The sequence below is a fragment of the Cupriavidus sp. Met-2 genome, from assembly GCF_049843575.1.
Taxonomy (GTDB): Bacteria; Pseudomonadota; Gammaproteobacteria; order Burkholderiales; family Burkholderiaceae; genus Cupriavidus; species Cupriavidus metallidurans.
Genome location: NZ_JBBHZL010000002.1, coordinates 482,611 through 507,114, shown reverse-complemented (window position 1 = coordinate 507,114; position 24,504 = coordinate 482,611). Strand labels below are relative to the sequence as shown.

The following is a 24,504-nucleotide window of genomic DNA, read 5'->3' as shown; positions in this document are numbered from 1 at the left end:
CGACTGACGGCTTGCAGGAGGCGATCAGATGCGCGTGCTATGTATTGGTGGCGGCCCGGCGGGCTTGTACTTCGGCTTGCTGATGAAGCTGCAGAATCCGTCCCACGAGGTGATCGTGGTCGAACGCAACCGGCCATATGACACCTTCGGCTGGGGGGTGGTGTTCTCTGATGCGACGCTCGAGAACCTGAAGCAGGCCGATCCGGTCAGCGCGGCCGAGATCAACGCGGCATTCAATCACTGGGACGACATCGACATTCATATCGGTGGGCGCACCATCCGATCCGGTGGGCACGGATTCATCGGCATCGGCCGCAAGCGCCTGCTCAACATCCTGCAGGCACGCTGTGAGGCGCTCGGCGTGAAGCTGGTGTTCGAGACCGATGTCAGCGACGACCAGGCGCTGGCGCGGCAGTACAACGCGGATCTCGTGATTGCTTCGGACGGCCTTAACAGCCGCATCCGCACACGCTATGCCGAGAGCTTCCAACCAGATATCGACACGCGCCAGTGCCGCTTTGTCTGGCTCGGCACGCACAAGCTGTTCGACGCTTTCACGTTCGCATTCGAGAAGACCGAGCATGGCTGGTTCCAGGCGCACGCCTATCGCTTCGACGACAACACGTCGACGTTCATCGTTGAGGCGCCTGAGCCGGTCTGGAAGGCCGCCGGCATTGAACAGATGAGCCAGGAGGAGGGCGTGGCCTACTGCGAGAAGCTGTTCGCCAAGTACCTTGACGGCAACAAGCTCATCAGCAACGCCGCGCATCTGCGTGGCTCGGCGATCTGGATTCGCTTCCCGCGGGTGATCTGCCATCACTGGGTGCACTGGAACACCCTGGACGATGGCCGCCGCGTGCCGGTGGTGTTGATGGGGGACGCGGCGCATACCGCGCACTTCTCGATCGGATCGGGGACCAAGCTGGCGCTGGAAGATGCGATAGATCTGGCGGAGGCGATCGGCGAGCATCGCGCCGCCGGTGTCGACGGCTTGCCGGAAGCGCTGGCCCGCTACGAGGCCACGCGCAGCGTGGAAGTGCTCAAGATCCAGAACGCGGCGCGCAATTCGACCGAATGGTTCGAGAACGTCGAGCGCTATGCTGGCATGGCGCCCGAGCAGTTCGCTTATTCGTTGCTGACGCGCTCGCAGCGGATCTCGCACGAGAATCTGCGCGTGCGCGATGCGCAATACGTCGACAACTTCGAGCAATGGCTGGCCGCGCAGGCCGGCGTGCCACAAGAGACGCTGAAGCTGCGCGCGGCTGCGGGCGATGCTGCCTTGCCGCCGATGTTCACGCCATTCACGGTGCGCGGCGTCACCCTGAAGAACCGTGTGGTGGTGAGCCCGATGGCGATGTACTCGTCGGTCGATGGCGTGCCGGGCGATTTCCACTTGGTGCATCTCGGTTCCCGCGCCCTCGGTGGCGCCGGCATGGTTGTGGCCGAGATGACCTGTGTGTCGCCCGACGCGCGCATCACGCCGGGTTGCCCGGGTTTGTGGAACGACGCGCAGCGCGATGCGTGGAAGCGCATCGTCGACTTCGTGCACGCCAACGGCGATACGAAGATCGCCATGCAGCTTGGCCATGCCGGGCGCAAGGGCTCAACCCAGCTTGGCTGGGAGAAGATGGACTACCCGCTGGCGGACGGAAACTGGCCGTTGATCTCAGCGTCGGCGCTGCCGTACATGCCCGGCGTGTCGCAGGTGCCACGCGAAATGACGCAGGAAGACATGGATCGGGTGCGTGACGACTTCGTGGCCAACGCGAAGCGCGCGGCGGAAGCCGGCTTCGACTGGCTTGAGTTGCACTGCGCCCACGGCTATCTGCTTTCGAGTTTCATCTCGCCGTTGACCAACACGCGTACCGACGCGTACGGCGGCTTGCTCGCCAACCGTCTGCGCTATCCGCTGGAAGTGTTTGCAGCCGTGCGGGCCGTGTGGCCGCAGGACAAGCCTATGTCGGTGCGGATCTCGGCGCACGATTGGGTCGAGGGCGGTATCACGGCCGATGATGCGGTCGAGATCGCACGCGCCTTCAAGGCGGCCGGCGCGGACATGATTGACTGTTCATCAGGCCAGGTCAGCCCGGATCAGGCGCCGGTCTACGGCCGGATGTACCAGACACCGTTTGCCGACCGCATCCGCAATGAGGCGGGCATCCCGACCATCGCCGTGGGCGCGATCTTCGAGGCCGATCATGTCGACAGCATCGTCGCGGCTGGCCGGGCCGATCTTTGCGCGATTGCGCGTCCTCATCTGGCCGATCCGGCGTGGACGCTGCACGAGGCGGCCAGGCTGGGCTATCGCGATGTCACGTGGCCGAAGCAGTACGTGTCTGGCAAACGGCAACTGGAAACCAACCTCGCCCGCGCCGCATCGTACGCGCAGCAGCCGGGAAAATGACCATGGGCAATGCATTGCAAGGGCGTCACGCCCTGGTGACTGGCGGTGGGCGTGGCATCGGTGCCGCCATCGCGCGCCGGCTGCTGGCCGATGGCGCCAGCGTCACGCTGCTGGGTCGCGAGCAGGCAGCGCTTGATGCGACCGTTCACGCGCTGCAATCGTGCGTGACCGAAGGGGCGGCGCTGGGCGCGGTCAGCGCGGACATCACGGATGCCGATTGGGTGAGCGGGGCCTTCGCCGGTGCCACTGAAGCACGCGGGCCGATCACGCTGCTGGTCAATAACGCCGGTCAGGCGCACAGCGCGCCCTTTGGCAAGACCGATCTCGCGCTCTGGCAGCGGATGCTGGAGGTCAACCTGACCGGCACCTTTATCTGCACGCAGGCGGCGCTGCCGGCGATGCTCGAGGCGGGCTGGGGGCGCATCGTGAATGTCGCCAGCACGGCCGGCCTGATCGGGTACGGCTACGTCAGCGCCTATTGCGCGGCGAAGCACGGCGTGATCGGCCTGACCCGCTCGCTGGCGCTGGAACTGGCGACCAAGGGCGTGACGGTCAACGCGGTGTGCCCGGGCTATACCGAAACCGACATCGTGCGCGACGCGGTGGCCAATATCGTCGGCAAGACGGGGCGCTCGGAAGAACAGGCGCGCGCGGAACTGGCCGCGCGTAACCCGCAGCGGCGTCTGGTACGGCCCGATGAAGTGGCTGATGCGGTGGCCTGGCTGTGCCAGCCCTCGGCGTCCGCGATCACGGGGCAAGCCGTGCCGGTGGCCGGCGGCGAGGTGATGGCGGGCTGAACGATCAAACAGAGTGGAGTGAGACAACACATGAGCGATATTGCACTGGACATGCGCCACCACAAGCGCGCCTTTGCGGACTATCAACCGAAGCATTTCCTGTGGTCCGTCTCGGCGGACGGCAAGGTCGGCACGATCACGCTGAACCGGCCGGAGCGCAAGAATCCGCTGACGTTCGATTCCTACGCCGAGCTGCGTGATCTGTTCCGTAGTCTGTGCTACGCCACCGACATCAAGACCGTGGTGGTGACCGGCGCGGGCGGGAATTTCTGCTCTGGCGGCGATGTACACGAGATCATTGGCCCGCTGACGCGCATGACCATGCCGGAGCTGCTCGACTTCACGCGCATGACCGGCGACTTGATCAAGGCCATGCGCGCCTGCCCGCAGCCGATCATCAGCGCGATCGACGGCATCTGCGCCGGCGCCGGCGCGATGATCGCGCTGGCCTCCGATATGCGTCTGGGTACCGCGCTGGCGAAGACCGCTTTCCTGTTCGTGCGCGTTGGTCTGGCCGGCGCCGATATGGGCGCATGTTCGCTGCTGCCCCGCGTGATTGGGCAGGGGAGAGCGAGCGAGCTGCTTTACACCGGCCGCTCGATGAGCGCCGAGGAAGGGCTGCAATGGGGCTTCTTCAACGCGCTGCACGCTTCCGAAACGCTGCTGGCCGAGGCGCAGTCGCTGGCCACGCAGATCGCCGCGGGTCCGACTTTCGCGCATGGCGTTACCAAGAAGCTGCTCCATCAGGAGTGGAATATGGGGCTCGACGAAGCGATCGAGGCCGAAGCGGAGGCACAGGCCATCTGCATGCAGACTCGCGACTTCCGGCGAGCCTATGACGCGTTCGTCGCGAAGCAGAAGCCGGTGTTCGAAGGCGATTGAGGGGCTGGCATGAGCGACAAGACCTACCTTGAACTACCGTTCTTCGACGATGCGCACCGTTCGCTCGAGCGCGATCTGGATGCCTGGTGCGGCGAGAACCTGCGCGACGTCGATCACCACGATGCCGACGCGGCGTGCCGCACGCTGGTGCGCCAGCTTGGGCAGGCGGGATGGCTCCGCTACTGCGTGCCGGCGGCGTTCGGCGGCGCGCTGCCCGCGCTCGATTCGCGCGCGCTTTGCCTGCTGCGCGAGACACTGGCGCGCCACGACGGCCTGGCTGATTTTGCCTTTGCGATGCAGGGCCTTGGCTCGGGCGCGATCACGCTGGCGGGTAGCGACGCGGTGCGCGAGCGCTATCTTCCGCGCGTGGCGAAGGGCGAGGCCATTGCGGCATTCGCGCTGTCCGAGCCCGAGGCGGGTTCCGACGTGGCAGCGATGCAATGCAGCGCGAAGCTATCCGATGACGGCACGCACTACGTGCTGAACGGCGCCAAGACGTGGATATCGAACGGCGGCATCGCCGACTTCTATTGCGTGTTCGCACGCACCGGGGAGGCAGCCGGCGCGCGCGGCATCACCGCGTTCGTGGTGGATGCCAATACACCGGGCCTGTCTATCGCGGAGCGCATCGACGTGATCGCGCCCCATCCTCTGGCAACACTACGTTTCGATGACTGCCGCGTACCCGTTGGCAACCGTCTGGGAGAGCCGGGGCAGGGCTTCAAGGTGGCGATGATGACACTCGACATCTTCCGGGCCTCGGTGGCCGCCGCCGCACTTGGCTTCGGTCGCGCGGCGCTGGACGATGCGCTGGCACGCGCCACGTCGCGCCCGATGTTCGGCGGCGTGCTGGCGGATCTGCAACTCACGCAGGCGGCGATCGGTGACATGGCTACGGCCATTGATGCCGCCGCGCTGCTGACTTATCGCGCCGCTTGGCTGCGCGATGTGAGGCAGCAGCGCACGACGCGCGAGGCGGCGATGGCCAAGATGGTCGCCACCGAGAACGCGCAGCAGGTCATCGACCGGGCCGTGCAGATGTTCGGCGGCCTCGGCGTCAAGGTTGGCACGCGTGTGGAAAGCCTCTACCGCGAGATTCGCTCGCTGCGGATCTACGAAGGCGCCACTGAAGTGCAGAAGCTGATCATTGCGCGCGAGACGCTGGCAGCCCGATAGAACACGAGACAGGAGACAAGTATGGCCGCCCCCCAACCAGCCACCGCTCATGTTGATACCTTCGCACGGGACAGGTTGCCGCCGCCGCAGACGTGGCCGGTGTTCCAGTTCAATGACGACACGCGCTACCCCGATCGCCTCAATGCGGCAGTGGAGCTTGTGGACCGACACGTGGCGGCCGGCAACGGTGGCCGCGTGGCGGTGCGCCATGAGCGCGCGGGCCGTATCGAGACCGTGACCTATGCCGAGCTGGCGGCGCTTGTGGATCGCATCGCGCATGTGTTGGTCGAGGACATGGGGCTGGTGCCGGGCAATCGCGTGCTGCTGCGCGGCCCGAACAACCTGATGATGGCGGCGAGCTGGCTTGCCACGCTCAAGGCAGGACTGATCGCCGTGCCGACGATGCCGCTGCTGCGCGCCAAGGAGCTCAAGCAGATCATCGACAAGGCGCAGGTGACGGCTGCACTCTGCGATGCACGTCTGCGCGACGAGCTGGACGCGAACCGGCGTGCCGATGGCGAGTACTTTTGTCCGACGCTCGAACGCGTGCGCTACTTCCACGGCGAGGGTGCCGATGCGCTCGAAACCGCGATGGCGGGCAAGCCCGACAGTTTCACCGCGTGCAACACGGCCGCTGATGACATTTGCCTGATCGCGTTCACGAGTGGCACCACGGGGCAACCCAAGGGCACGATGCACTTCCACCGCGATGTGCTGGCGATGTGCGACCTGTTCCCGCGCCACGTGCTCAAGCCCACGCCGGACGACGTCTTCTGTGGCACGCCGCCAATCGCATTCACATTCGGGCTGGGCGGCATGCTCTGCTTCCCGCTGCGCATTGGCGCCAGTACCGCGCTGTCGGAAAGGCTTACGCCGGAGCTGCTGCTCAAGCTGATCCAGGACCATCGCGCGACGATCGTCTTCACCGCGCCGACGTTCTATCGGCAGATGGCGGCGCTGGTAAAGAACTTCGATCTGTCGAGCCTGAGGAAGAGCGTGTCCGCTGGCGAGGCGCTGCCCGATGCCACGCGGCAGGCCTGGAAGGCGGCCACTGGCATCGAGATGACCGACGGCCTCGGCGGCACGGAGATGATGCATATCTTCGTTTCCAGTGCTGGCGCGGACGTGCGTCCGGGCGCGGTGGGTCGCGTGGTACCGGGGTACGAAGCCTGCATCGTCGACGAAAACATGCAGCCGGTGCCGCCGGGCACGGTGGGCAAGCTCGCGGTGCGCGGGCCCACGGGCTGCCGCTATCTGGACGATCCCCGCCAGGAGGCATATGTGCGCGACGGGTGGAATCTGCCCGGCGACACATTCATGGCCGACGCCGATGGCTACTACTTCTATCAGGCGCGTTCGGACGACATGATCATCTCGGCTGGGTACAACATCGCCGGGCCCGAGGTCGAGGGATCGCTGATGCGGCATGAGTGGGTGGCCGAATGCGGGGTGGTCGGCGCGCCAGACGCGGAGCGTGGCCAGGTCGTGACGGCGTACGTGGTACTGCGTCCCGGCGTGGAGCCCTCCGACGCCACGCGGGCGGCGCTGCAAGACTATGTCAAGCGCGAGATCGCCCCATACAAGTATCCGCGTCGCATCGAGTTCGTGGCGGCGCTGCCGCGTACCGAGACGGGCAAGCTGCAGCGCTTCCGCCTGCGGCAGATGGCGGCAGAGGGCGCATAGCCATGAACGACGTGTTCACCAATCAGGTGCGTGTGCGTTTCAAGCATTGCGATACCGCCGGCATCGTCTTCTACCCGCGCTATTTCGAGATGCTGAACGATTTTATCGAGGACTGGTTCGCCGAGGCGCTCGACTGGCCGTTCGATGCGATGCATCTGACCGGTCATGCGGGGGTGCCGACGGCCGAACTGCAGTGCCGCTTCGAGGCGCCAAGCCGGCTTGGCGAACTGCTCACACGAGAACTGCGCGTGTCCCATATCGGCCGAAGCAGCTTCTCGGTCGAGGTCCGCCTGGCGGGGCCGGATGGCGGCACGCGTATGCACATCTCTCAGCGGCTCGTCTGCGTCGACACACGGACGATGACCGCGCAGGCCCTGCCTGACCCCGTACGACATGCAATGGGACGCTTCCTGGCGACCTGACGGATAACTCTGAACTCTGGATTGGAATCGACATCATGCTGAAGACATTGCAGCCGCCCGACTGGGCACCTCCGAAGGGATACGCCAACGGCATGCTCGCCGAGATGCAGGTGGGCAGCCGCCTGATCTTTGTCGGCGGGCAGATCGGCTGGAACGGCCAGTGCGAGTTCGAAACCGACGATTTCGGGCTGCAGGTGGCGCAGGCATTGCGCAATATTGTCGCCGTGCTGGAACAGGGCGGGGCGCGGCCCGAGCACATCGCGCGCATGACCTGGTATGTGAAGGACAAGGCCGAGTACGTGGGTGCCTACAAGGCGATCGGGCAGCACTATCGCGACATCATCGGCCGCCACTTTCCTGCGATGACCGCGGTAGAGGTGGCGGACCTCGTCGAGCCGCGCGCGAAGGTGGAAATCGAGGTCACCGCCGTGGTACCAGCCACGGCATGAGCGGCGTGCCGGGCGGTCGTGAATGATGGGCCGCCTGGCAGCCATGGCAAACGCAAGTCCTTGAAAACTTGAGAAATTGGGTGCGGCGGGATATAATTCGAAAGTTTCGCTTTCAGAACCCTTCACCCTAGCGCCTACCGTATTCCACCTTCCGCCGCCCCCATATTCGCGAGGGCTTTTCGTGCACCACGCAGACATTGTGCGAAGTGACGAAAGAGCCTCCGCCGGGAGTCTCGCCATGCACATGGCTGAGGGCTCGCCCACGGGGCACGAGGCGTTGAGCAGGTCGGTCACGGGGTGAATCCAGCAGGAGCCTACCCGTGTTACCGTCTTTTCCGTCCGCCATCCTCGCGCTTGCAGACGGCACGGTCTTTCGTGGCTATTCCATCGGCGCTTCCGGCCATACGATCGGCGAAGTGGTGTTCAACACCGCTATCACCGGTTATCAGGAAATCCTCACCGACCCGAGCTATTCCCGGCAGATCGTCACGCTGACGTATCCGCATATCGGCAATTACGGCGTCAACCCTGAGGATGTAGAAGCCACGAAAGTCCATGCCGCCGGCCTGATCATCAAAGATCTGCCGATTCTGGCCTCGAACTTCCGCAAGGAACATACCCTTGCCCACTACCTGAAGCAGGAAAAGGTCGTGGCGATCGCGGGCATCGACACCCGCAAGCTGACCCGTATCCTGCGCGAGAAGGGCGCCCAGAACGGCTGCATCCTGGCTGGCGAGGACAATGTCCAGAAGGCCATCGACCTGGCGCGCTCGTTCCCGGGCCTGGCAGGCATGGACCTGGCCAAGGTCGTCTCCGTCAAGGAGCCGTATGAGTGGACCCAGACCGAGTGGAAGCTCGGCGAAGGCTACAGCAAGCAGGACAAGCCGCAGTTCCACGTGGTCGCTTTCGACTTCGGCGTCAAGTTCAACATCCTGCGCATGCTGGCCGAACGCGGCTGCAAGGTGACCGTGCTGCCGGCGCAAGCCAGCGCGGCAGATGCCCTGGCGCTGAATCCGGACGGTATCTTCCTGTCGAACGGCCCTGGCGACCCGGAGCCGTGCGACTACGCGATCGCCGCCACGCGCGAGTTCATCGCCCGCGGTATCCCGACCTTCGGCATCTGCCTGGGCCACCAGATCATGGCCCTGGCCGTCGGTGCCAAGACGCTCAAGATGAGCACGGGCCACCATGGCGCCAACCATCCGGTCAAGGACCATGATGATGGTCGTGTGGTGATTACGTCGCAGAACCACGGCTTCGCAGTCGATGCATCGACGCTGCCGGCCAACGCCCGCGTCACGCACACGTCTCTGTTCGACGGCACGCTGCAAGGCTTCGCGCTGACGGACAAGCCGGCTTTCTGCTTCCAGGGTCACCCGGAAGCGTCGCCGGGCCCGCACGACATCGCGTACCTGTTCGACCGCTTCACCAAGCTGATGCAGGACGCCCGCGCCAAGGCCGCTGCCTGAGATCGAGAAACGAGAGCCTGAACGGGAAACGCCCATGAACGCCTTCATGCATGCCAACCTCGGCATCACTGATTTCTGGACCTTTGTGCTCGGTACGATCTTCATCGTGCTGCTGCCGGGGCCGAATTCGATGTATGTGCTGTCGGTGGCCGCGCAGCGCGGTGTACGCGCCGGCTACAAGGGGGCATGCGGCGTTTTCCTCGGCGATGCGATCCTGATGGTGCTGTCGGCCGCTGGCGTGGCATCGCTGCTGAAGGCCAGCCCGGGGCTGTTCCACGTGGTCAAGTACGTGGGTGCGGCATACCTGGCCTGGATCGGCTTCCAGATGCTGCGTGGCGCGGTGCGTAACTGGTCGGCGCAAGCCGATGTCGCCACGAACGCGGTTGCGTCGTTGGATCGCGCGTCGAACCCGTTCAGCAAGGCGCTGTTCATCAGCCTGCTGAACCCGAAGGCCATCCTGTTCTTCATCTCGTTCTTCATCCAGTTCGTGGACCCGCAGTTCGCCGTTCCGGCGCTGTCGTTCGTGGCGCTGGGCCTGGTCTGCCAGATCTGCAGCTTCGCCTACCTGACCACGATCATCTTCGTGGGCGCAAGGCTGGCCGATGCGTTCCGCCGCCGCCGACGCCTGTCCGCAGGTATGTCGAGCGGGGTCGGGGCGATGTTCATCGGCTTCGGCGCCAAGCTGGCCACGGCCACACTGGGCTGACGGCCTACAACCTGATTACCGGCCCGGCCCGCGCCCAACCGCGCGAGCCGGCCAACAAAGAGAGCGTGCAATGCCAAAGCGCACAGATATCAAGAGCATCCTAATCATCGGCGCGGGCCCGATCATCATCGGTCAGGCGTGCGAATTCGACTACTCCGGCGCGCAGGCCTGCAAGGCGCTGCGTGAAGAGGGCTTCAAGGTCATCCTGGTCAACTCGAACCCGGCGACCATCATGACGGACCCGAACACGGCCGACGTGACCTACATCGAACCCATCACCTGGGAAGTGGTCGAGCGCATCATCGAGAAGGAGCGCCCGGACGCGATCCTGCCGACCATGGGTGGCCAGACCGCGCTGAACTGCGCGCTGGACCTGCACCGCCATGGCGTGCTGGACAAGTACAAGGTCGAGCTGATCGGCGCGTCGCCGGAAGCCATCGACAAGGCCGAGGACCGCCAGAAGTTCAAGGACGCGATGACCAAGATCGGTCTCGGTTCGGCCAAGTCTGGCATCGCCCACTCGATGGACGAGGCCGTGGCCGTGCAATCGCGCATCGCCCAGGAAACCGGCACCGCCGGCTACCCGATCGTGATCCGCCCGTCGTTCACGCTGGGCGGCACCGGCGGCGGTATCGCCTACAACCGCGAAGAGTTCGAGGAAATCTGCAAGCGTGGCCTGGACCTGTCGCCGACGCGCGAGCTGCTGATCGAAGAATCCCTGCTGGGCTGGAAGGAATACGAGATGGAAGTTGTTCGCGACAAGGCGGACAACTGCATCATCATCTGCTCGATCGAAAACCTGGACCCGATGGGCATCCACACCGGTGACTCGATCACTGTGGCCCCGGCCCAGACGCTGACCGACAAGGAATACCAGATCCTGCGTAACGCCTCGCTGGCCGTGCTGCGCGAGATCGGCGTGGACACCGGCGGTTCGAACGTGCAGTTCTCGATCAATCCGACGGATGGCCGGATGATCGTGATCGAGATGAACCCGCGCGTGTCGCGTTCGTCGGCCCTGGCCTCGAAGGCCACCGGCTTCCCGATTGCGAAGGTTGCCGCCAAGCTGGCCGTCGGCTACACGCTCGACGAACTCAAGAACGAAATCACCGGCGGCCAGACCCCGGCCTCGTTCGAACCGTCGATCGACTACGTGGTCACCAAGGTGCCGCGTTTCGCGTTCGAAAAATTCCCGGCCGCCGACAGCCACCTGACCACCCAGATGAAGTCGGTGGGCGAGGTGATGGCCATGGGCCGTACGTTCCAGGAATCGTTCCAGAAGGCACTGCGTGGTCTGGAAGTGGGCGTGGACGGCCTGGACGAAAAGTCGACCGATCGCGACGAAGTGATCGAGGAAATCGGCGAAGCCGGCCCGGACCGCATCTGGTACGTGGGCGACGCATTCCGCCTCGGCATGTCGCTGGAGGAAGTGCAGAGCGAGACCGATATCGATCCGTGGTTCCTGGCCCAGATCGAAGACATCGTGAAGACCGAAGGCCTGGTGCGTAATCGCACGCTGGAAAGCCTGTCGACCGCCGAACTGCGTCACCTGAAGCAGAAGGGCTTCTCGGATCGCCGCCTGGCCAAGCTGCTGAAGACCGACGCGAAGGCCGTGCGTCTGGCGCGTGTGGCGCAGAATGTGCGCCCGGTCTACAAGCGCGTGGACACCTGCGCGGCCGAGTTCGCCACGAACACCGCGTACATGTACGGCACCTACGAGGCCGAGCATGGCGAGTGCGAGGCCGACCCGACCAGCAACAAGAAGATCATGGTGCTGGGCGGTGGCCCGAACCGGATCGGTCAGGGTATCGAGTTCGACTACTGCTGCGTGCACGCCGCGCTGGCGCTGCGCGAAGACGGGTACGAGACCATCATGGTCAACTGCAACCCCGAAACCGTGTCGACCGACTACGACACCTCTGACCGCCTGTACTTCGAGCCGCTGACACTGGAAGACGTGCTGGAAATCGTCGACAAGGAAAAGCCGGTTGGCGTGATCGTCCAGTACGGCGGCCAGACCCCGCTGAAGCTGGCGCTGGATCTGGAGGCCAACGGCGTACCCATCATCGGTACGAGCCCGGACATGATCGATGCCGCGGAAGACCGCGAGCGTTTCCAGAAGCTGCTGCAGGACCTGGGCCTGCGCCAGCCGCCGAACCGTACCGCGCGCGCTGAAGACGAGGCACTGCGCCTGGCCGAGGAAATCGGTTATCCGCTGGTGGTGCGTCCGTCGTACGTGCTGGGTGGCCGCGCGATGGAAATCGTGCACGAGCCGCGCGACCTCGAGCGCTACATGCGCGAGGCCGTGAAGGTGTCGAACGACTCGCCGGTGCTGCTGGACCGCTTCCTGAACGACGCCATCGAGTGCGACGTCGACGCCCTGTGCGACGGCACTCGCGTGTTCATCGGCGGCGTGATGGAGCACATCGAACAGGCTGGCGTCCACTCGGGCGACTCGGCCTGCTCGCTGCCACCGTACTCGCTGTCGCAGGCAACCGTCGACGAACTGAAGCGCCAGACCGCCGCGATGGCCAAGGCGCTGAACGTGGTGGGTCTGATGAACGTGCAGTTCGCGATCCAGCAGCGGAATGGCGAGGATATCGTCTACGTGCTGGAAGTGAATCCGCGCGCGTCGCGTACGGTGCCGTACGTGTCGAAGGCCACCGGCCTGTCGCTGGCCAAGATCGCCGCGCGTTGCATGGCCGGTCAGTCGCTCGATTCGCAAGGTATCGGCGAAGAGGTGGTGCCGCCGTACTACAGCGTCAAGGAAGCCGTGTTCCCGTTCAACAAGTTCCCGGGCGTGGATCCGGTCCTCGGACCTGAAATGCGTTCGACTGGCGAAGTGATGGGCGTGGGCAAGGTGTTCGGCGAAGCGCTGTTCAAGAGCCAGCTGGCCGCGGGGTCGCGCCTGCCCGAGAAGGGCACCGTGCTGATCACCGTCAAGGACAGCGACAAGCCTCGCGCCGTGACCGTGGCCCGCATGCTGCACGACCTCGGTTACCCGATCGTCGCCACGCGTGGCACGGCATCGGCCATTGAAGCTGCCGGCATCCCGGTCCGGGTTGTCAACAAGGTGAAGGACGGCCGTCCGCACATCGTGGACATGATCAAGAACGGTGAACTGGCGCTGGTCTTCACGACGGTCGACGAAACGCGCACGGCCATCGCCGATTCGCGTTCGATCCGTATCGCCGCGCTGGCCGCCCGCGTGCCGTACTACACCACCATCGCCGGCGCCAACGCCGCGGTGGAAGGCCTCAAGCACATGCAGAACCTGGAGGTCTACGACCTGCAGGGCCTGCACAAGCAGCTGGCCTGATATGCCTGATGCTGCGGTGCGGGGAATGTGATCCCGTACCGCAGTAGTCCGCCCGTCGGGTTGATACCGGCGGCGGTTCTGGCCTACACTACGTCGAATTCGCCGATTGCACCGGCCTTGCTGGCCGCTGTGTGATCCCATCTGAAAGCCGCGGTTGAGCGGAAGTGCTGCCTGGCAGGTGACTGCCGGCGCATGGTTCCAGCTCCGCTGCGGCTCATTTTTTTGTTGAACAAGACAATGAGCACCATTCCGATTACCAAGCGTGGCGCCGAACTCCTGAAGGAAGAGCTGCAGCGCCTCAAGGCCGTCGAGCGTCCTGCGGTGATCAACGCCATTTCCGAGGCGCGTGCCCAGGGCGACCTGTCGGAAAATGCCGAATACGACGCCGCCAAGGAAAAGCAGGCGTTTATCGAAGGCCGCATCCTGGAAGTGGAAGCGAAGCTTTCCGCCGCCCAGGTGATCGATCCCACCCAGCTGGACATGGACGGTCGCATCGTTTTCGGCGCCACCGTGGATCTGGAAGAACTGGAATCCGGTAACCCCGTGAGCTACCAGATCGTCGGTGACGACGAGGCGGATCTCGATACCGGCAAGATCTCCGTGAGCTCGCCGATCGCTCGCGCGCTGATCGGCAAGTTCGAAGGCGACGTAGCAGTCGTGCTGGCCCCGGGCGGCGAGCGCGAGTACGAAGTCATCACGGTTCGCTACATCTGACGGCGCGGGACAGGCGTGTTCTCCTCGTCTTACTCGAATCTGCCGCCATTGCCGCATCGTCTGTTCCTGCTGCTGACCGTGATCTGGGCCGGCAGCCTGTGGACGATCGGCTATCTGGTGGCACCGACGCTGTTCTCGGTGCTGCCGAGCCGCGAAACGGCCGGCATGATCGCCGGGCATCTGTTCCGCTATGAGGCGATCCTCGGCATGACCGTGGGCGTGCTTCAGCTTGTACTCTGCAATGTGCTGATCCGCCGTGGCGCCGAGCGTTATCGCTCGCTGCGCTGGATCGTCCTGGCCATGCTGGTATGCGTGCTGGCCGGCTATTTCGGTGTGCAGCCGTTCATGGAAGGACTCAAGGTCAAGGCTCAGGCGCTAAATCTGGGCGTGTCCGAATCACCGTACAAGGCCGAATTCGGCATGTTGCACGGGGTGTCCAGCGTGATCTATCTGGTTCAGAGTGTGCTGGCACTCGTGCTGGTGTGGCGGGCTAGCGCGCCACGCTGAGCAAAGGTGTGAAAAAAGGCGGCCTCGGCCGCCTTTTTGGTGGAACTGGCCGATTCGGCCACTGGTCAACCCAGTGCTTTCTTCTTCTGGCTGGCCGGGCGGGCGCGGGAACGCTTGACGTTACCACCCTGGGTCACACGTTCGTTGCCCAGTACGGTGACTGCCGTGCTCTTAGGGCGGCGTTGACCGGAGGTGCTCGGCTTGCGGACCACGACGGTACGTGGCGCGGCGCCTGTGCCGGTAGCACGGCGACGCGCTGCGGCGCCCAGTTCCTCCGGCTGGTTCTCCTTCAGGAGGGCAGGGCCCGGACGCCAGATCACGAGCAACTTGCCGATGTGCTGGATCGGCGCGGCGCTGAGTTCGTCACAAATGGCGTCGTAAATGGCGATGCGTGCGTCGCGTTCGTCACCGAGGACGCGAATCTTGATCAGATCGTGAGCCGCCAGGCTCCGGTCGATCTCGGCCAGGACCGCAGGGGTCAGGCCTTCCGCACCGATCATGACCACGGGATTGAGGCTGTGGGCGCGCGAGCGCAGGTCGGAGCGTTGGGCGGAAATCAGTTGTAGGGCTGGCATGAGAGGGCAAATAGCGATTTGGCGCGTATTATCCGCCAAAATATCGCCGGCAGGCGGTAAAGATCTCCAAATCGGGAGAAAAAGCTCCGCACGGTCGTTCGACTTGCGGTGCCAATCCCGCCAAACCGGTAAGTAGCAAGTAGGCAAGTCTCATCAATGGCCAAGAACAAATTCAATCAGTCGTGGCTGCACGACCACATCAACGATCCGTACGTAAAGATGGCCCAGCGCGAGGGCTATCGCGCCCGCGCGGCCTACAAGCTCAAAGAGATCGACGATCAGGACAAGCTGATCCAGCCGGGCCAGGTCATCGTGGATCTGGGCGCCGCGCCGGGCAGCTGGAGCCAGTACGCCCGGAACAAGCTGGCCGCGTCGCCCCGCGCGAAAGACGGCCGGATCGACGGCGCCGTGGTGGCGATCGACATCCTGCCGATGGAGCCGGTGGCCGACGTAACCTTTATCCAGGGCGACTTCCGGGAAGAAGAAGTGTTCCGTCAGCTCGAACAGGTGGTGCTGGATGCGTCTGGCGGCTCCCGAATCGACCTTGTTATCTCCGATATGGCCCCCAACTTGTCTGGCGTGGCCTCGGCCGATGCCGCGCGGATCGAGTATCTGTGCGATCTGGCGCTGGACTTTGCCCAGGCCCACCTGAAGCCGGAAGGTTCCTTGCTGGTCAAGTGCTTTCACGGCTCGGGCTACAGCCAGATCGTGGAAAAGTTCAAGCGGCAGTTCAAGGTCGTCGCGAGCCGCAAGCCCAAGGCGTCGCGCGACAAGTCTTCGGAAACATTTATTCTTGGGCGCTACCTGAAGTCGGTGGACTGACGCGGGCCCAAAACATGCCGCAGGCGCTCCCAGTGCTCCCAAACGGGGGCAGGGTACGCCCGGGCGGCGCGCGACTTGCCCTGAATGGGCCGTATCAGGCACTATCAGGTCCATAGATTCAGATTTCCCTGCGGGGGCGGGGGCTGCATTACAATGCAATGCAGCTACCCGTTGGCAAGGCAATTGGAAAGGAGTTCGGCCTTGAATAACAACCTGTTTCAAAAGGCGGCAATCTGGCTCGTAATCGCGCTGGTATTGTTCACCGTCTTCAAGCAGTTCGACAAACCGCGTGCCCAGGACAGTGTCACCTATTCGCAGTTCATGGATGACGCCAAGAACGGCAAGGTGTCGCGTGTCGACGTGCAGGGCCGCAACCTCGTGGTTTCGCCCAAGGAAGGCTCCAAGTACACGATCATTTCGCCGGGCGATATCTGGATGGTCGGCGACCTGATGAAGTATGGCGTCCAGGTGACCGGCAAGGCTGACGATGAGCCCAACGTGCTGGTCCAGGCGCTGTACTACCTCGGACCGACGCTCCTGATCATCGTTTTCTGGTTCTACATGATGCGGCAGATGCAGGGCGGGGGGAAAGGCGGAGCCTTCTCCTTCGGTAAATCCCGCGCGCGCCTGATCGACGAGAACCAGAACGCCGTTACCTTCGCTGACGTCGCGGGTTGCGACGAGTCGAAGGAGGAAGTGGTCGAACTGGTCGACTTCCTGAAGGACCCGCAGAAATTCCAGAAGCTGGGCGGACGTATTCCGCGCGGCGTGCTGCTGGTCGGGCCTCCGGGTACCGGCAAGACGCTGCTGGCGCGTGCCATCGCCGGTGAGGCCAAGGTGCCGTTCTTCAGCATCTCGGGTTCGGACTTTGTGGAAATGTTCGTCGGCGTGGGTGCGGCTCGTGTGCGCGACATGTTCGAGAACGCCAAGAAGCAGGCCCCCTGCATCGTGTTTATCGACGAAATCGACGCGGTTGGCCGCCATCGTGGCGCCGGCATGGGCGGCGGTAACGACGAGCGCGAGCAGACCCTGAACCAGATGCTGGTCGAGATGGATGGCTTCGAGGCCAACTCTGGCGTGATCGTGATCGCCGCGACCAACCGTGCCGACGTGCTGGACAAGGCACTGCTGCGTCCGGGCCGTTTCGACCGTCAGGTCTATGTGGGCCTGCCGGACATCCGCGGCCGCGAGCAGATCCTGAAGGTCCATATGCGTAAGGTGCCGATCGGCAACGACGTGGACGCATCGATCATCGCTCGTGGTACGCCTGGCTTCTCGGGTGCGGACTTGGCCAACTTGGTCAACGAGGCTGCGCTGTTCGCCGCCCGCCGCAGCAAGCGCGTGGTGGACATGCAGGACTTCGAGGACGCCAAGGACAAGATTTATATGGGTCCGGAGCGCAAGTCGACGGTCATGCGCGAGGAAGAGCGCAAGGCCACGGCTTACCACGAGTCTGGCCATGCCGTGGTTGCCAAGCTGCTGCCGAAGGCCGATCCGGTCCACAAGGTCACGATCATGCCGCGTGGTTGGGCGCTGGGCGTAACCTGGCAGTTGCCGGAGCATGACAAGTACTCAAAGTACAAGGACAACATGCTCGAGGAAATTGCCATCCTGTTCGGCGGCCGCGCTGCCGAAGAGGTGTTCCTCAATGCCATGAGCACCGGTGCTTCGAACGACTTCGAGCGTGCCACCAAGATCGCCCGCGATATGGTGACCCGCTTTGGCATGAGCGATTCGCTCGGCGCGATGGTCTACGTGGACACAGAGCAGGACGGCATGTTCGGCAAGCTGTCGTCGAAGACCGTGTCCGAAGCGACGCAGCAGAAGGTTGACGCAGAGATCCGCCGCATCATTGACGATCAATACGCGCTGGCCAAGCGCTTGCTCGAAGAGAACCGCGATAAGGTCGAAGCGATGACCAACGCGCTGATGGAGTGGGAAACGATCGACGCCGAACAGGTGAACGACATCATGGCGGGCCGTCCGCCGCGTCCGCCGCGTGGCGCGCAGGGTCCGAACAGCGGTGGCAATACGCCTGCTGGCGGCTCCCCGGTGGCACCGACCAATGCACCCGCAACGGCACGTGCCGACGAAACGGTTTGATACGGATGTGACATGAGGTGACACGCAGAGGCCAGCTCGCAAGGGCTGGTTTCTGATAGCCTCTCAGGCCGGTGCCTTGCGCGCCGGCTTTTTTGTTTTCAGGACGCGAATCTTGTCGACTGAGTTCTTCCAGTGCGGGCGCTATCGTTTTTCCCGCCGCCGCCGCCCACTCGTGATGGGTATTCTCAATGTGACCCCTGATTCGTTCTCAGATGGCGGGCAGCACGCCACCCGTGACGCCGCGCTGCGCCATGCGGAGCAATTGATTGCGGAGGGTGTCGACATCATCGATATCGGTGGGGAGTCCAGCCGACCTGGGTCGGCCGCGCTGCCGCTCGATCAGGAACTAGATCGCGTGATGCCGATCGTCGAGTCGCTGGCCGATTGCGGTAAGCCGCTTTCGATCGACACCTACAAGCCGGAGGTTATGCGTGCAGCGCTGGCGGGCGGAGCAGATCTGATCAATGATATCTGGGGCTTCCGAATGCCGGGTGCGGTTGAGGCAGTTGCCGCAGGGCAGTTCGGACTATGTGTCATGCATATGCAGCGTGATCCCCAGACGATGCAGGAAGATCCGCACTACACCGATGTGGTTGCCGAGGTGGCATCTTTCCTGGAAGAACGGGTGTCAACCCTGCGTGCGGCGGGCATCGACACGGCACGTATTTCCCTTGATCCAGGTTTTGGATTTGGCAAGACTCCAGATCATAATCTGAGGTTGCTCGGACAATTACCTAGCCTTGCTGTTGATGGCCTGCCGATCCTGGTGGGCCTGTCGCGCAAATCGACGCTGGGTGCAATCATCGGTGGCAAACCTCCACAGGCGCGCGTAGCTGCCAGTGTGGCGGCAGCCGTGTGCGCAGCCGAGCGCGGCGCATATATCGTCCGGGTACATGATGTTGAACAAACAGTGGACGCCCTCAAGGTGTGGTGGGCCGTCCGCCAAGAATCAGTTGCCCCCGATGGGCAACACGGAGAATGAGAAACATGACACGCAAGTATTTCGGGACAGACGGCGTGCGGGGTCGGGTCGGCGATGCGCCGATCACGCCGGATTTTGTGATGCGACTTGGCCATGCGGCCGGCAAGGTGCTGGCGCTGGGGCAGAAGACTTCGCAGGGCAAGCCCACCGTCCTGATCGGCAAGGACACGCGGATCTCGGGTTATATGCTGGAAGCGGCACTCGAGGCCGGCTTTACAGCGGCGGGCGTCAACGTGCTGCTGACTGGCCCGTTGCCCACGCCGGGCATTGCCTATCTCACGCGAACGCTCCGGTTGGCGGCGGGCGTGGTGATTTCCGCAAGCCACAACCCGTACTACGACAACGGTATCAAATTCTTTTCGGCATCGGGTGACAAGCTGCCCGATGACGTGGAATCGCAGATCGAGGCGATGGTCGAAGAGCCGATGACCTGCGTGCACTCGGATGAACTCGGCCGCGCCCGCCGGATCGACGACGCTGCGGGTCGCTACATCGAGTTCTGCAAGAGCACGTTCCCGTATGAGCATGACCTGCATGGTCTGAAGATCGTAGTCGATTGCGCTAATGGTGCCGCTTATCACATTGCCCCGCATGTGTTCCACGAGTTGGGCGCCGAGGTGATCTCGATCGGCAACCAGCCCAATGGCCGCAACATCAACGCCGGATATGGTGCCACCGCCCCCGAGAAGCTGATCGAAGCAGTGAAGGCTAACGGCGCGGATCTCGGCCTGGCATTCGACGGCGATGCCGACCGCCTGCAGGTGGTGGACGCCGATGGCCGGTTGTACAACGGCGATGAGTTGCTCTATCTGATCGTGCGCGATCGTCAGGCGTCTGGCCAGCGGGTAGAAGGCGCGGTCGGCACGCTGATGACGAACATGGCGGTCGAACTGGCGCTCAAGCGCCTTGGCGTGTCGTTCGTGCGCGCCAAGGTTGGCGACCGTTACGTGCTCGAGGAACTCAATCGGCACCACTGGCAACTCGGTGGCGAGGGCTCCGGGCATCTGCTGTGCCTGGACCGGCATACCACGGGCGATGGCATCGTGTCCGCGCTGCAGGTGCTGGCCGCGCTACGCCGCAGTGGCAAGACTCTGCCGCAACTGCTGGATGGCGTGAGCCTGTTCCCGCAGACGCTTATCAATGTGCGCGTCGAGAAGGGTTTTGACTGGCAGAACCACGCTGGACTCAAGGCTGTCCGGGACCGCGTGGAGCCCGAGCTGGAAGGACGGGGACGGGTGCTGATCCGCGCCTCGGGAACGGAGCCCGTGGTCCGTGTGATGGTGGAGGCCGAGCAGGTGGAAACCGCTGAGCGTGCCGCGCAGGAGCTTGCCGCCGCATTGCGCGCCTGAGCGTTCTTCTGGGCAGCCCAACGCTGTCGGAAGGCCACGGCACTGTGTCGTGGCCTTTTCTTTTTCGCAAATAAAGCAATTAACCGCCATCATCCGCGACCATCGATAGAGAAATTGCTATCAATATCGGGGTGGTGATTGGCGCACAAATGTATGCCGGCGCATTGACAAGCCCTTGAATATCGGGGCCTTCAGGTGGCGTTTGAAGAAGATTTGGCGATGTCATGGAACTGTCATATGGAGAGCATACAGTTCGCCTTGTCAAAAATTTGTCATTCCCAACCCATGTTCTCTGGAGGACATATGAAGCTGGTCAAGACTGCCGTAGCAGGCATCGTGTCGATTGTGGTGGCGGGTACTGCGTTCGCGGCGGAAATTACCGGTGCTGGCGCTTCCTTCCCGGCGCCTGTGTATTCCAAGTGGGCTGATGCCTACCAAAAAGCAACGGGCAACAAGGTCAACTATCAATCTATCGGCTCGTCGGGTGGTATCAAGCAGATTGGCGCCAAGACCGTCGATTTCGGCGCTTCGGACGCTCCGCTGAAGGACGACGAGCTGGCAAAGGGCAACCTGATCCAGTTCCCGACCGTGATCGGTGGCGTGGTGCCGGTGATTAACCTGCAAGGCGTGAAGCCGGGCGAGCTCATCATCACGGGTGACGTGCTGGCCAACATCTACCTGGGCAAGATCAAGAAGTGGGACGATCCCGCGATCAAGGCCCTGAACCCGAAGGCCCACCTGCCGAGCCAGGACATCCTGCCGGTGCGTCGTGCCGACGGCTCGGGCACGACGTTCATCTTTACGAACTACCTCTCGAAGGTCAGTCCTGACTGGAAGAACTCGGTGGGCGAAGGCACCACGGTGAACTGGCCGGGCGGTGGCACGGGCGGCAAGGGTAACGAAGGCGTGGCCGCCTTCGTGCAGCGTCTGAATGGCGCCATCGGCTACGTCGAGTATGCCTATGCCAAGCAGAACAAGATGACGTACCTGACGATGAAGAACTCGGCAGGCGAGATCGTCAAGCCTAGCGACGAAGCCTTCAAGGCGGCCGCTGCCGGCGCTGACTGGAGCAAGTCGTTCTACCAGATCCTGACGAACGAGCCGGGCAAGACTGCATGGCCGATCGCTGGCGCCACCTTCATCCTGCTGCACAAGACGCAGGATAAGGCGGCACAGGGCCAGGAAGTCATGAAGTTCTTCGACTGGGCCTACAAGAGCGGTGGCACGATGGCTGCTGAACTGGATTACGTACCGCTGCCGGAATCGGTCGTGAACCAGATTCGCTCGACCTGGAAGAGCAGCGTCAAGGACGGTTCGGGTAAGGCACTGTACTAATCCCGAAGTCTGTCCGGTCACGTAGTCCGGGGTCGCGCCCCGGCGTTGCGTGACGGGTGCCGCGGCGGCTGATATGCCGCCGCGGCTCCGATTCACCCATCGATCTTTTCATCATGGCGACCTCGTCCGATCTTCCCGTCGTCCGGCCTCCCAGCCGTCTTGGCGACATCCTGTTCGGCGGCCTGACCCGCGGCGCCGCCATCGTGACGCTGTTGCTGCTTGGCGGCATCATCGTGTCTCTGGCCATCAGCGCCTGGCCCTCGATCAGCAAGTTCGGCATTTCGTTCCTCTGGAACTCGGAATGGGATCCGCCCGCCGATGTCTATGGCGCGCTTGTTCCCGTCTATGGCACGATCGTCACGTCGCTGATCGCGCTCATCATCGCCGTGCCGGTCAGCTTCGGCATCGCACTGTTTCTTACCGAGCTGTCGCCCGCCTGGTTGCGCCGGCCGCTCGGCACCGCCATTGAGCTGCTCGCCGCAGTGCCGTCGATCGTCTACGGCATGTGGGGTCTGCTCGTGTTCTCGCCGATCTTCGGCGAGTACTTCCAGAAGCCGCTGGCCAACACCATCGGTCAGGTACCCGTGATCGGCAAGCTGTTCCAGGGCGCTCCGCTCGGCATCGGTCTGCTCTGCGCGGGTGTGATTCTGGCGATCATGATCATCCCGTACATCGCCTCGGTGATGCGCGACGTGTTCGAAGTCACCCCGGTGCTGCTGAAGGAATCGGCCTACGGCATTGGCTGCACTACCTGGGAAGTGATGTGGCGCGTGGTGCTGCCCTATACGCGTGCCGGCGTCATCGGTGGCGTCATGCTTGGCCTGGGCCGCGCGCTGGGCGAAACGATGGCGGTCACGTTCGTGATCGGCAACACCAATATCCTCGACAACGTGTCGCTGTTTTCGCCGGGCAACAGCATTACCTCGGCGCTGGCGAACGAGTTCGCCGAAGCCGGTGCTGGCCTGCATACCGCCGCGCTGATGGAACTGGGCCTGATCCTGTTCTTCATTACGTTCGTGGTGCTCGCACTGTCCAAGCTCCTGCTGCTGCGTCTGGCCAAGAATGAGGGTGGAAAATGAACCAAGCCAGTCAAGCCGTGTCAACTTCGTCCATCCCCGCCGTACGTCCTGACTCGGACGCCGTGCGCACGCGCCTGCAGGGCTCGCGCCGACGCATGAACATGTACGCGCTGACCGCGTCGCTGGCCGCGATGGGTTTCGGCCTGTTCTGGCTGGCATGGATTCTCTGGACCACCATCTCGCTGGGCGTCGGTGGTCTGTCGCTCGACCTGTTCACGCAGATGACGCCGGCCCCGAACACCGCCGGCGGCGGTCTGGCCAACGCCATCTTCGGCAGCTTCGTGCTGGTGGGCATGGCCACGCTGGTCGGCACGCCGCTGGGTATCCTGGCCGGCATCTACCTGGCCGAATATGGCAAGAAGTCGCCGCTGGCCAGTTTGATCCGCTTCATCAACGACATCCTGCTGTCGGCCCCGTCGATCGTGATCGGCCTGTTCGTCTATGCCATCGTGGTGACCCGCATGGGCCATTTCTCGGGCTGGGCCGGTGTCTGCGCGCTGGCACTGCTGCAGGTGCCGATCGTGGTCCGTACCACCGAGAACATGCTGAACCTGGTGCCGAACGCACTGCGTGAAGCAGCCGTTGCGCTTGGCACGCCCAAGTGGAAGATGGTGATGTCGATCACGATCAAGTCGTCGTACGCGGGCATCGTGACCGGCGTGCTGCTGGCCGTGGCCCGTATCGCTGGCGAAACCGCGCCGCTACTGTTCACCGCGCTGTCCAACCAGTTCTGGAGCGCCGACCTGAACAAGCCGATGGCCAACCTGCCGGTGACGATCTTCCGCTTTGCCATGAGCCCGTTCACCGAATGGCAGCAACTGGCATGGGCCGGCGTGTTCCTGATTACGATTGGTGTGCTTGCGCTGAACATCATCGCGCGCATGCTTTTCAAGAAGTAACAATACAAGCGAGACATCAGCATGACCTCTACCGTCATCGATATTCCCGATACCGTGCGCGCCAAGATCGACGTTCGGAACCTGAACTTCTATTACAACCAGTTCCACGCGCTCAAGAACATCAACATGTCGATCCCGGATCGGAAGGTGACCGCCTTCATCGGTCCGTCCGGTTGCGGCAAGTCGACGCTGCTGCGTACGTTCAATAAGATGTACGCGCTGTACCCCGAGCAACGCGCCGAGGGCGAGATCAGCATGGATGGCGAGAATCTGCTGACGAGCAAGCAGGACATTTCGCTGCTGCGCGCCAAGGTCGGCATGGTGTTCCAGAAGCCGACGCCGTTCCCGATGTCGATCTACGACAATATCGCCTTTGGCGTGCGCTTATTCGAGAAGTTATCGCGCTCGGAGATGGATGATCGCGTCGAGTGGGCGCTCTCCAAGGCAGCGCTCTGGAACGAGGCCAAGGACAAGCTGCACCAGTCCGGATATGGCCTGTCCGGTGGCCAGCAGCAACGTCTGTGCATTGCGCGTGGTATTGCGATCCGCCCGGAGGTGCTGCTGCTGGACGAGCCGTGCTCGGCGCTGGACCCGATTTCGACGGGCCGCATCGAAGAACTGATCGCCGAGCTCAAGGACGAGTACACGGTCGTGATCGTGACGCACAACATGCAGCAGGCTGCACGCTGCTCGGACTACACCGCCTACATGTACCTGGGCGAGCTGATCGAGTTCGGCGAGACCGAGAAGATCTTCATCAAGCCGCATCGCAAGGAAACCGAAGACTACATTACCGGCCGCTTCGGTTGATCGAAGCCGGACTGAATTGCAG

At 63.3% G+C, this 24,504-nt stretch carries 21 protein-coding genes; 20 read left to right on the top strand and 1 reads right to left on the bottom strand.

Features of this window, described 5'->3' with window-relative positions; all coding sequences use genetic code 11:
- Nucleotides 1-28: 28 nt before the first annotated feature.
- The 12 genes from WD006_RS07535 (at nt 29) to WD006_RS07480 (ending at nt 14,528) form a co-directional block, all read left to right on the top strand.
- Nucleotides 29-2,404: a bifunctional salicylyl-CoA 5-hydroxylase/oxidoreductase gene (locus WD006_RS07535; RefSeq protein ID WP_029307467.1), complete on the top strand. Its 2,376-nt coding sequence runs from the start codon at nt 29-31 to the stop codon at nt 2,402-2,404.
- A 2-nt stretch (nt 2,405-2,406) separates the two neighbouring features.
- Nucleotides 2,407-3,201 (top strand): SDR family NAD(P)-dependent oxidoreductase, encoded by a 795-nt coding sequence (locus WD006_RS07530; RefSeq protein ID WP_035832587.1) that lies wholly within the window; start codon nt 2,407-2,409, stop codon nt 3,199-3,201.
- A 30-nt stretch (nt 3,202-3,231) separates the two neighbouring features.
- A complete protein-coding gene (locus tag WD006_RS07525; protein WP_017514508.1) occupies nt 3,232-4,083 on the top strand; it encodes an enoyl-CoA hydratase family protein in 852 nt (283 codons plus the stop codon).
- A gap of 9 nt (nt 4,084-4,092) precedes the next feature.
- A complete protein-coding gene (locus tag WD006_RS07520; RefSeq protein ID WP_029307469.1) occupies nt 4,093-5,259 on the top strand; it encodes an acyl-CoA dehydrogenase family protein in 1,167 nt (388 codons plus the stop codon).
- Nucleotides 5,260-5,280: 21 nt separating this feature from the next.
- Complete coding sequence (locus WD006_RS07515; RefSeq protein WP_029307470.1) at nt 5,281-6,942, top strand: AMP-binding protein; 1,662 nt, start codon at nt 5,281-5,283, stop codon at nt 6,940-6,942.
- A gap of 2 nt (nt 6,943-6,944) precedes the next feature.
- Nucleotides 6,945-7,364: an acyl-CoA thioesterase gene (locus WD006_RS07510; protein WP_029307471.1), complete on the top strand. Its 420-nt coding sequence runs from the start codon at nt 6,945-6,947 to the stop codon at nt 7,362-7,364.
- A gap of 35 nt (nt 7,365-7,399) precedes the next feature.
- Complete coding sequence (locus WD006_RS07505) at nt 7,400-7,813, top strand: RidA family protein (protein ID WP_011516903.1); 414 nt, start codon at nt 7,400-7,402, stop codon at nt 7,811-7,813.
- A 320-nt stretch (nt 7,814-8,133) separates the two neighbouring features.
- Nucleotides 8,134-9,282: a glutamine-hydrolyzing carbamoyl-phosphate synthase small subunit gene (gene carA, locus WD006_RS07500; protein WP_375199028.1), complete on the top strand. Its 1,149-nt coding sequence runs from the start codon at nt 8,134-8,136 to the stop codon at nt 9,280-9,282.
- Nucleotides 9,283-9,316: 34 nt separating this feature from the next.
- The gene (gene leuE, locus WD006_RS07495) at nt 9,317-9,988 is read left to right on the top strand and encodes a leucine efflux protein LeuE (RefSeq protein WP_029307472.1); all 672 of its coding nucleotides are present in this window, start codon (nt 9,317-9,319) and stop codon (nt 9,986-9,988) included.
- Nucleotides 9,989-10,058: 70 nt separating this feature from the next.
- Nucleotides 10,059-13,307 (top strand): carbamoyl-phosphate synthase large subunit, encoded by a 3,249-nt coding sequence (gene carB / locus WD006_RS07490; protein WP_011516900.1) that lies wholly within the window; start codon nt 10,059-10,061, stop codon nt 13,305-13,307.
- A gap of 237 nt (nt 13,308-13,544) precedes the next feature.
- Nucleotides 13,545-14,021, top strand: a complete 477-nt coding sequence (gene greA, locus WD006_RS07485) for a transcription elongation factor GreA (protein ID WP_029307473.1) — start codon at nt 13,545-13,547, stop codon at nt 14,019-14,021.
- 15 nt (nt 14,022-14,036) lie between these two features.
- Complete coding sequence (locus tag WD006_RS07480) at nt 14,037-14,528, top strand: DUF4149 domain-containing protein (protein WP_017513923.1); 492 nt, start codon at nt 14,037-14,039, stop codon at nt 14,526-14,528.
- A 65-nt stretch (nt 14,529-14,593) separates the two neighbouring features.
- Here WD006_RS07480 and WD006_RS07475 read toward each other — a convergent pair whose 3' ends face one another.
- A complete protein-coding gene (locus tag WD006_RS07475; RefSeq protein ID WP_011516897.1) occupies nt 14,594-15,103 on the bottom strand; it encodes a YhbY family RNA-binding protein in 510 nt (169 codons plus the stop codon).
- Nucleotides 15,104-15,259: 156 nt separating this feature from the next.
- On the opposite strand from WD006_RS07475, the gene WD006_RS07470 reads away from it, so the two are divergent.
- The 8 genes from WD006_RS07470 to pstB all read left to right on the top strand — a co-directional run bounded on the left by WD006_RS07470 (nt 15,260) and on the right by pstB (nt 24,482).
- Nucleotides 15,260-15,925 (top strand): RlmE family RNA methyltransferase, encoded by a 666-nt coding sequence (locus WD006_RS07470; RefSeq protein ID WP_011516896.1) that lies wholly within the window; start codon nt 15,260-15,262, stop codon nt 15,923-15,925.
- Between the two features lie 201 nt (nt 15,926-16,126).
- Entirely contained in the window at nt 16,127-18,028 is a 1,902-nt protein-coding gene (gene ftsH, locus WD006_RS07465; RefSeq protein WP_029307474.1) for an ATP-dependent zinc metalloprotease FtsH, read from the top strand.
- Nucleotides 18,029-18,140: 112 nt separating this feature from the next.
- Nucleotides 18,141-19,010: a dihydropteroate synthase gene (gene folP / locus WD006_RS07460; RefSeq protein ID WP_011516894.1), complete on the top strand. Its 870-nt coding sequence runs from the start codon at nt 18,141-18,143 to the stop codon at nt 19,008-19,010.
- 5 nt (nt 19,011-19,015) lie between these two features.
- The gene (gene glmM / locus WD006_RS07455) at nt 19,016-20,359 is read left to right on the top strand and encodes a phosphoglucosamine mutase (RefSeq protein ID WP_011516893.1); all 1,344 of its coding nucleotides are present in this window, start codon (nt 19,016-19,018) and stop codon (nt 20,357-20,359) included.
- 303 nt (nt 20,360-20,662) lie between these two features.
- Complete coding sequence (gene pstS / locus WD006_RS07450; protein WP_029307475.1) at nt 20,663-21,694, top strand: phosphate ABC transporter substrate-binding protein PstS; 1,032 nt, start codon at nt 20,663-20,665, stop codon at nt 21,692-21,694.
- Nucleotides 21,695-21,807: 113 nt separating this feature from the next.
- Nucleotides 21,808-22,773: a phosphate ABC transporter permease PstC gene (gene pstC / locus WD006_RS07445; RefSeq protein ID WP_011516891.1), complete on the top strand. Its 966-nt coding sequence runs from the start codon at nt 21,808-21,810 to the stop codon at nt 22,771-22,773.
- Nucleotides 22,770-23,672 carry a phosphate ABC transporter permease PstA gene (pstA, locus tag WD006_RS07440; RefSeq protein WP_011516890.1) on the top strand — a complete coding sequence of 301 codons (903 nt, stop codon included), beginning with the start codon at nt 22,770-22,772 and terminating at the stop codon, nt 23,670-23,672. The genes pstC and pstA overlap by 4 nt, the downstream gene beginning before the upstream one ends.
- Before the next feature lie 21 nt (nt 23,673-23,693).
- Nucleotides 23,694-24,482: a phosphate ABC transporter ATP-binding protein PstB gene (gene pstB, locus WD006_RS07435; protein WP_008641660.1), complete on the top strand. Its 789-nt coding sequence runs from the start codon at nt 23,694-23,696 to the stop codon at nt 24,480-24,482.
- Nucleotides 24,483-24,504: the final 22 nt, after the last annotated feature.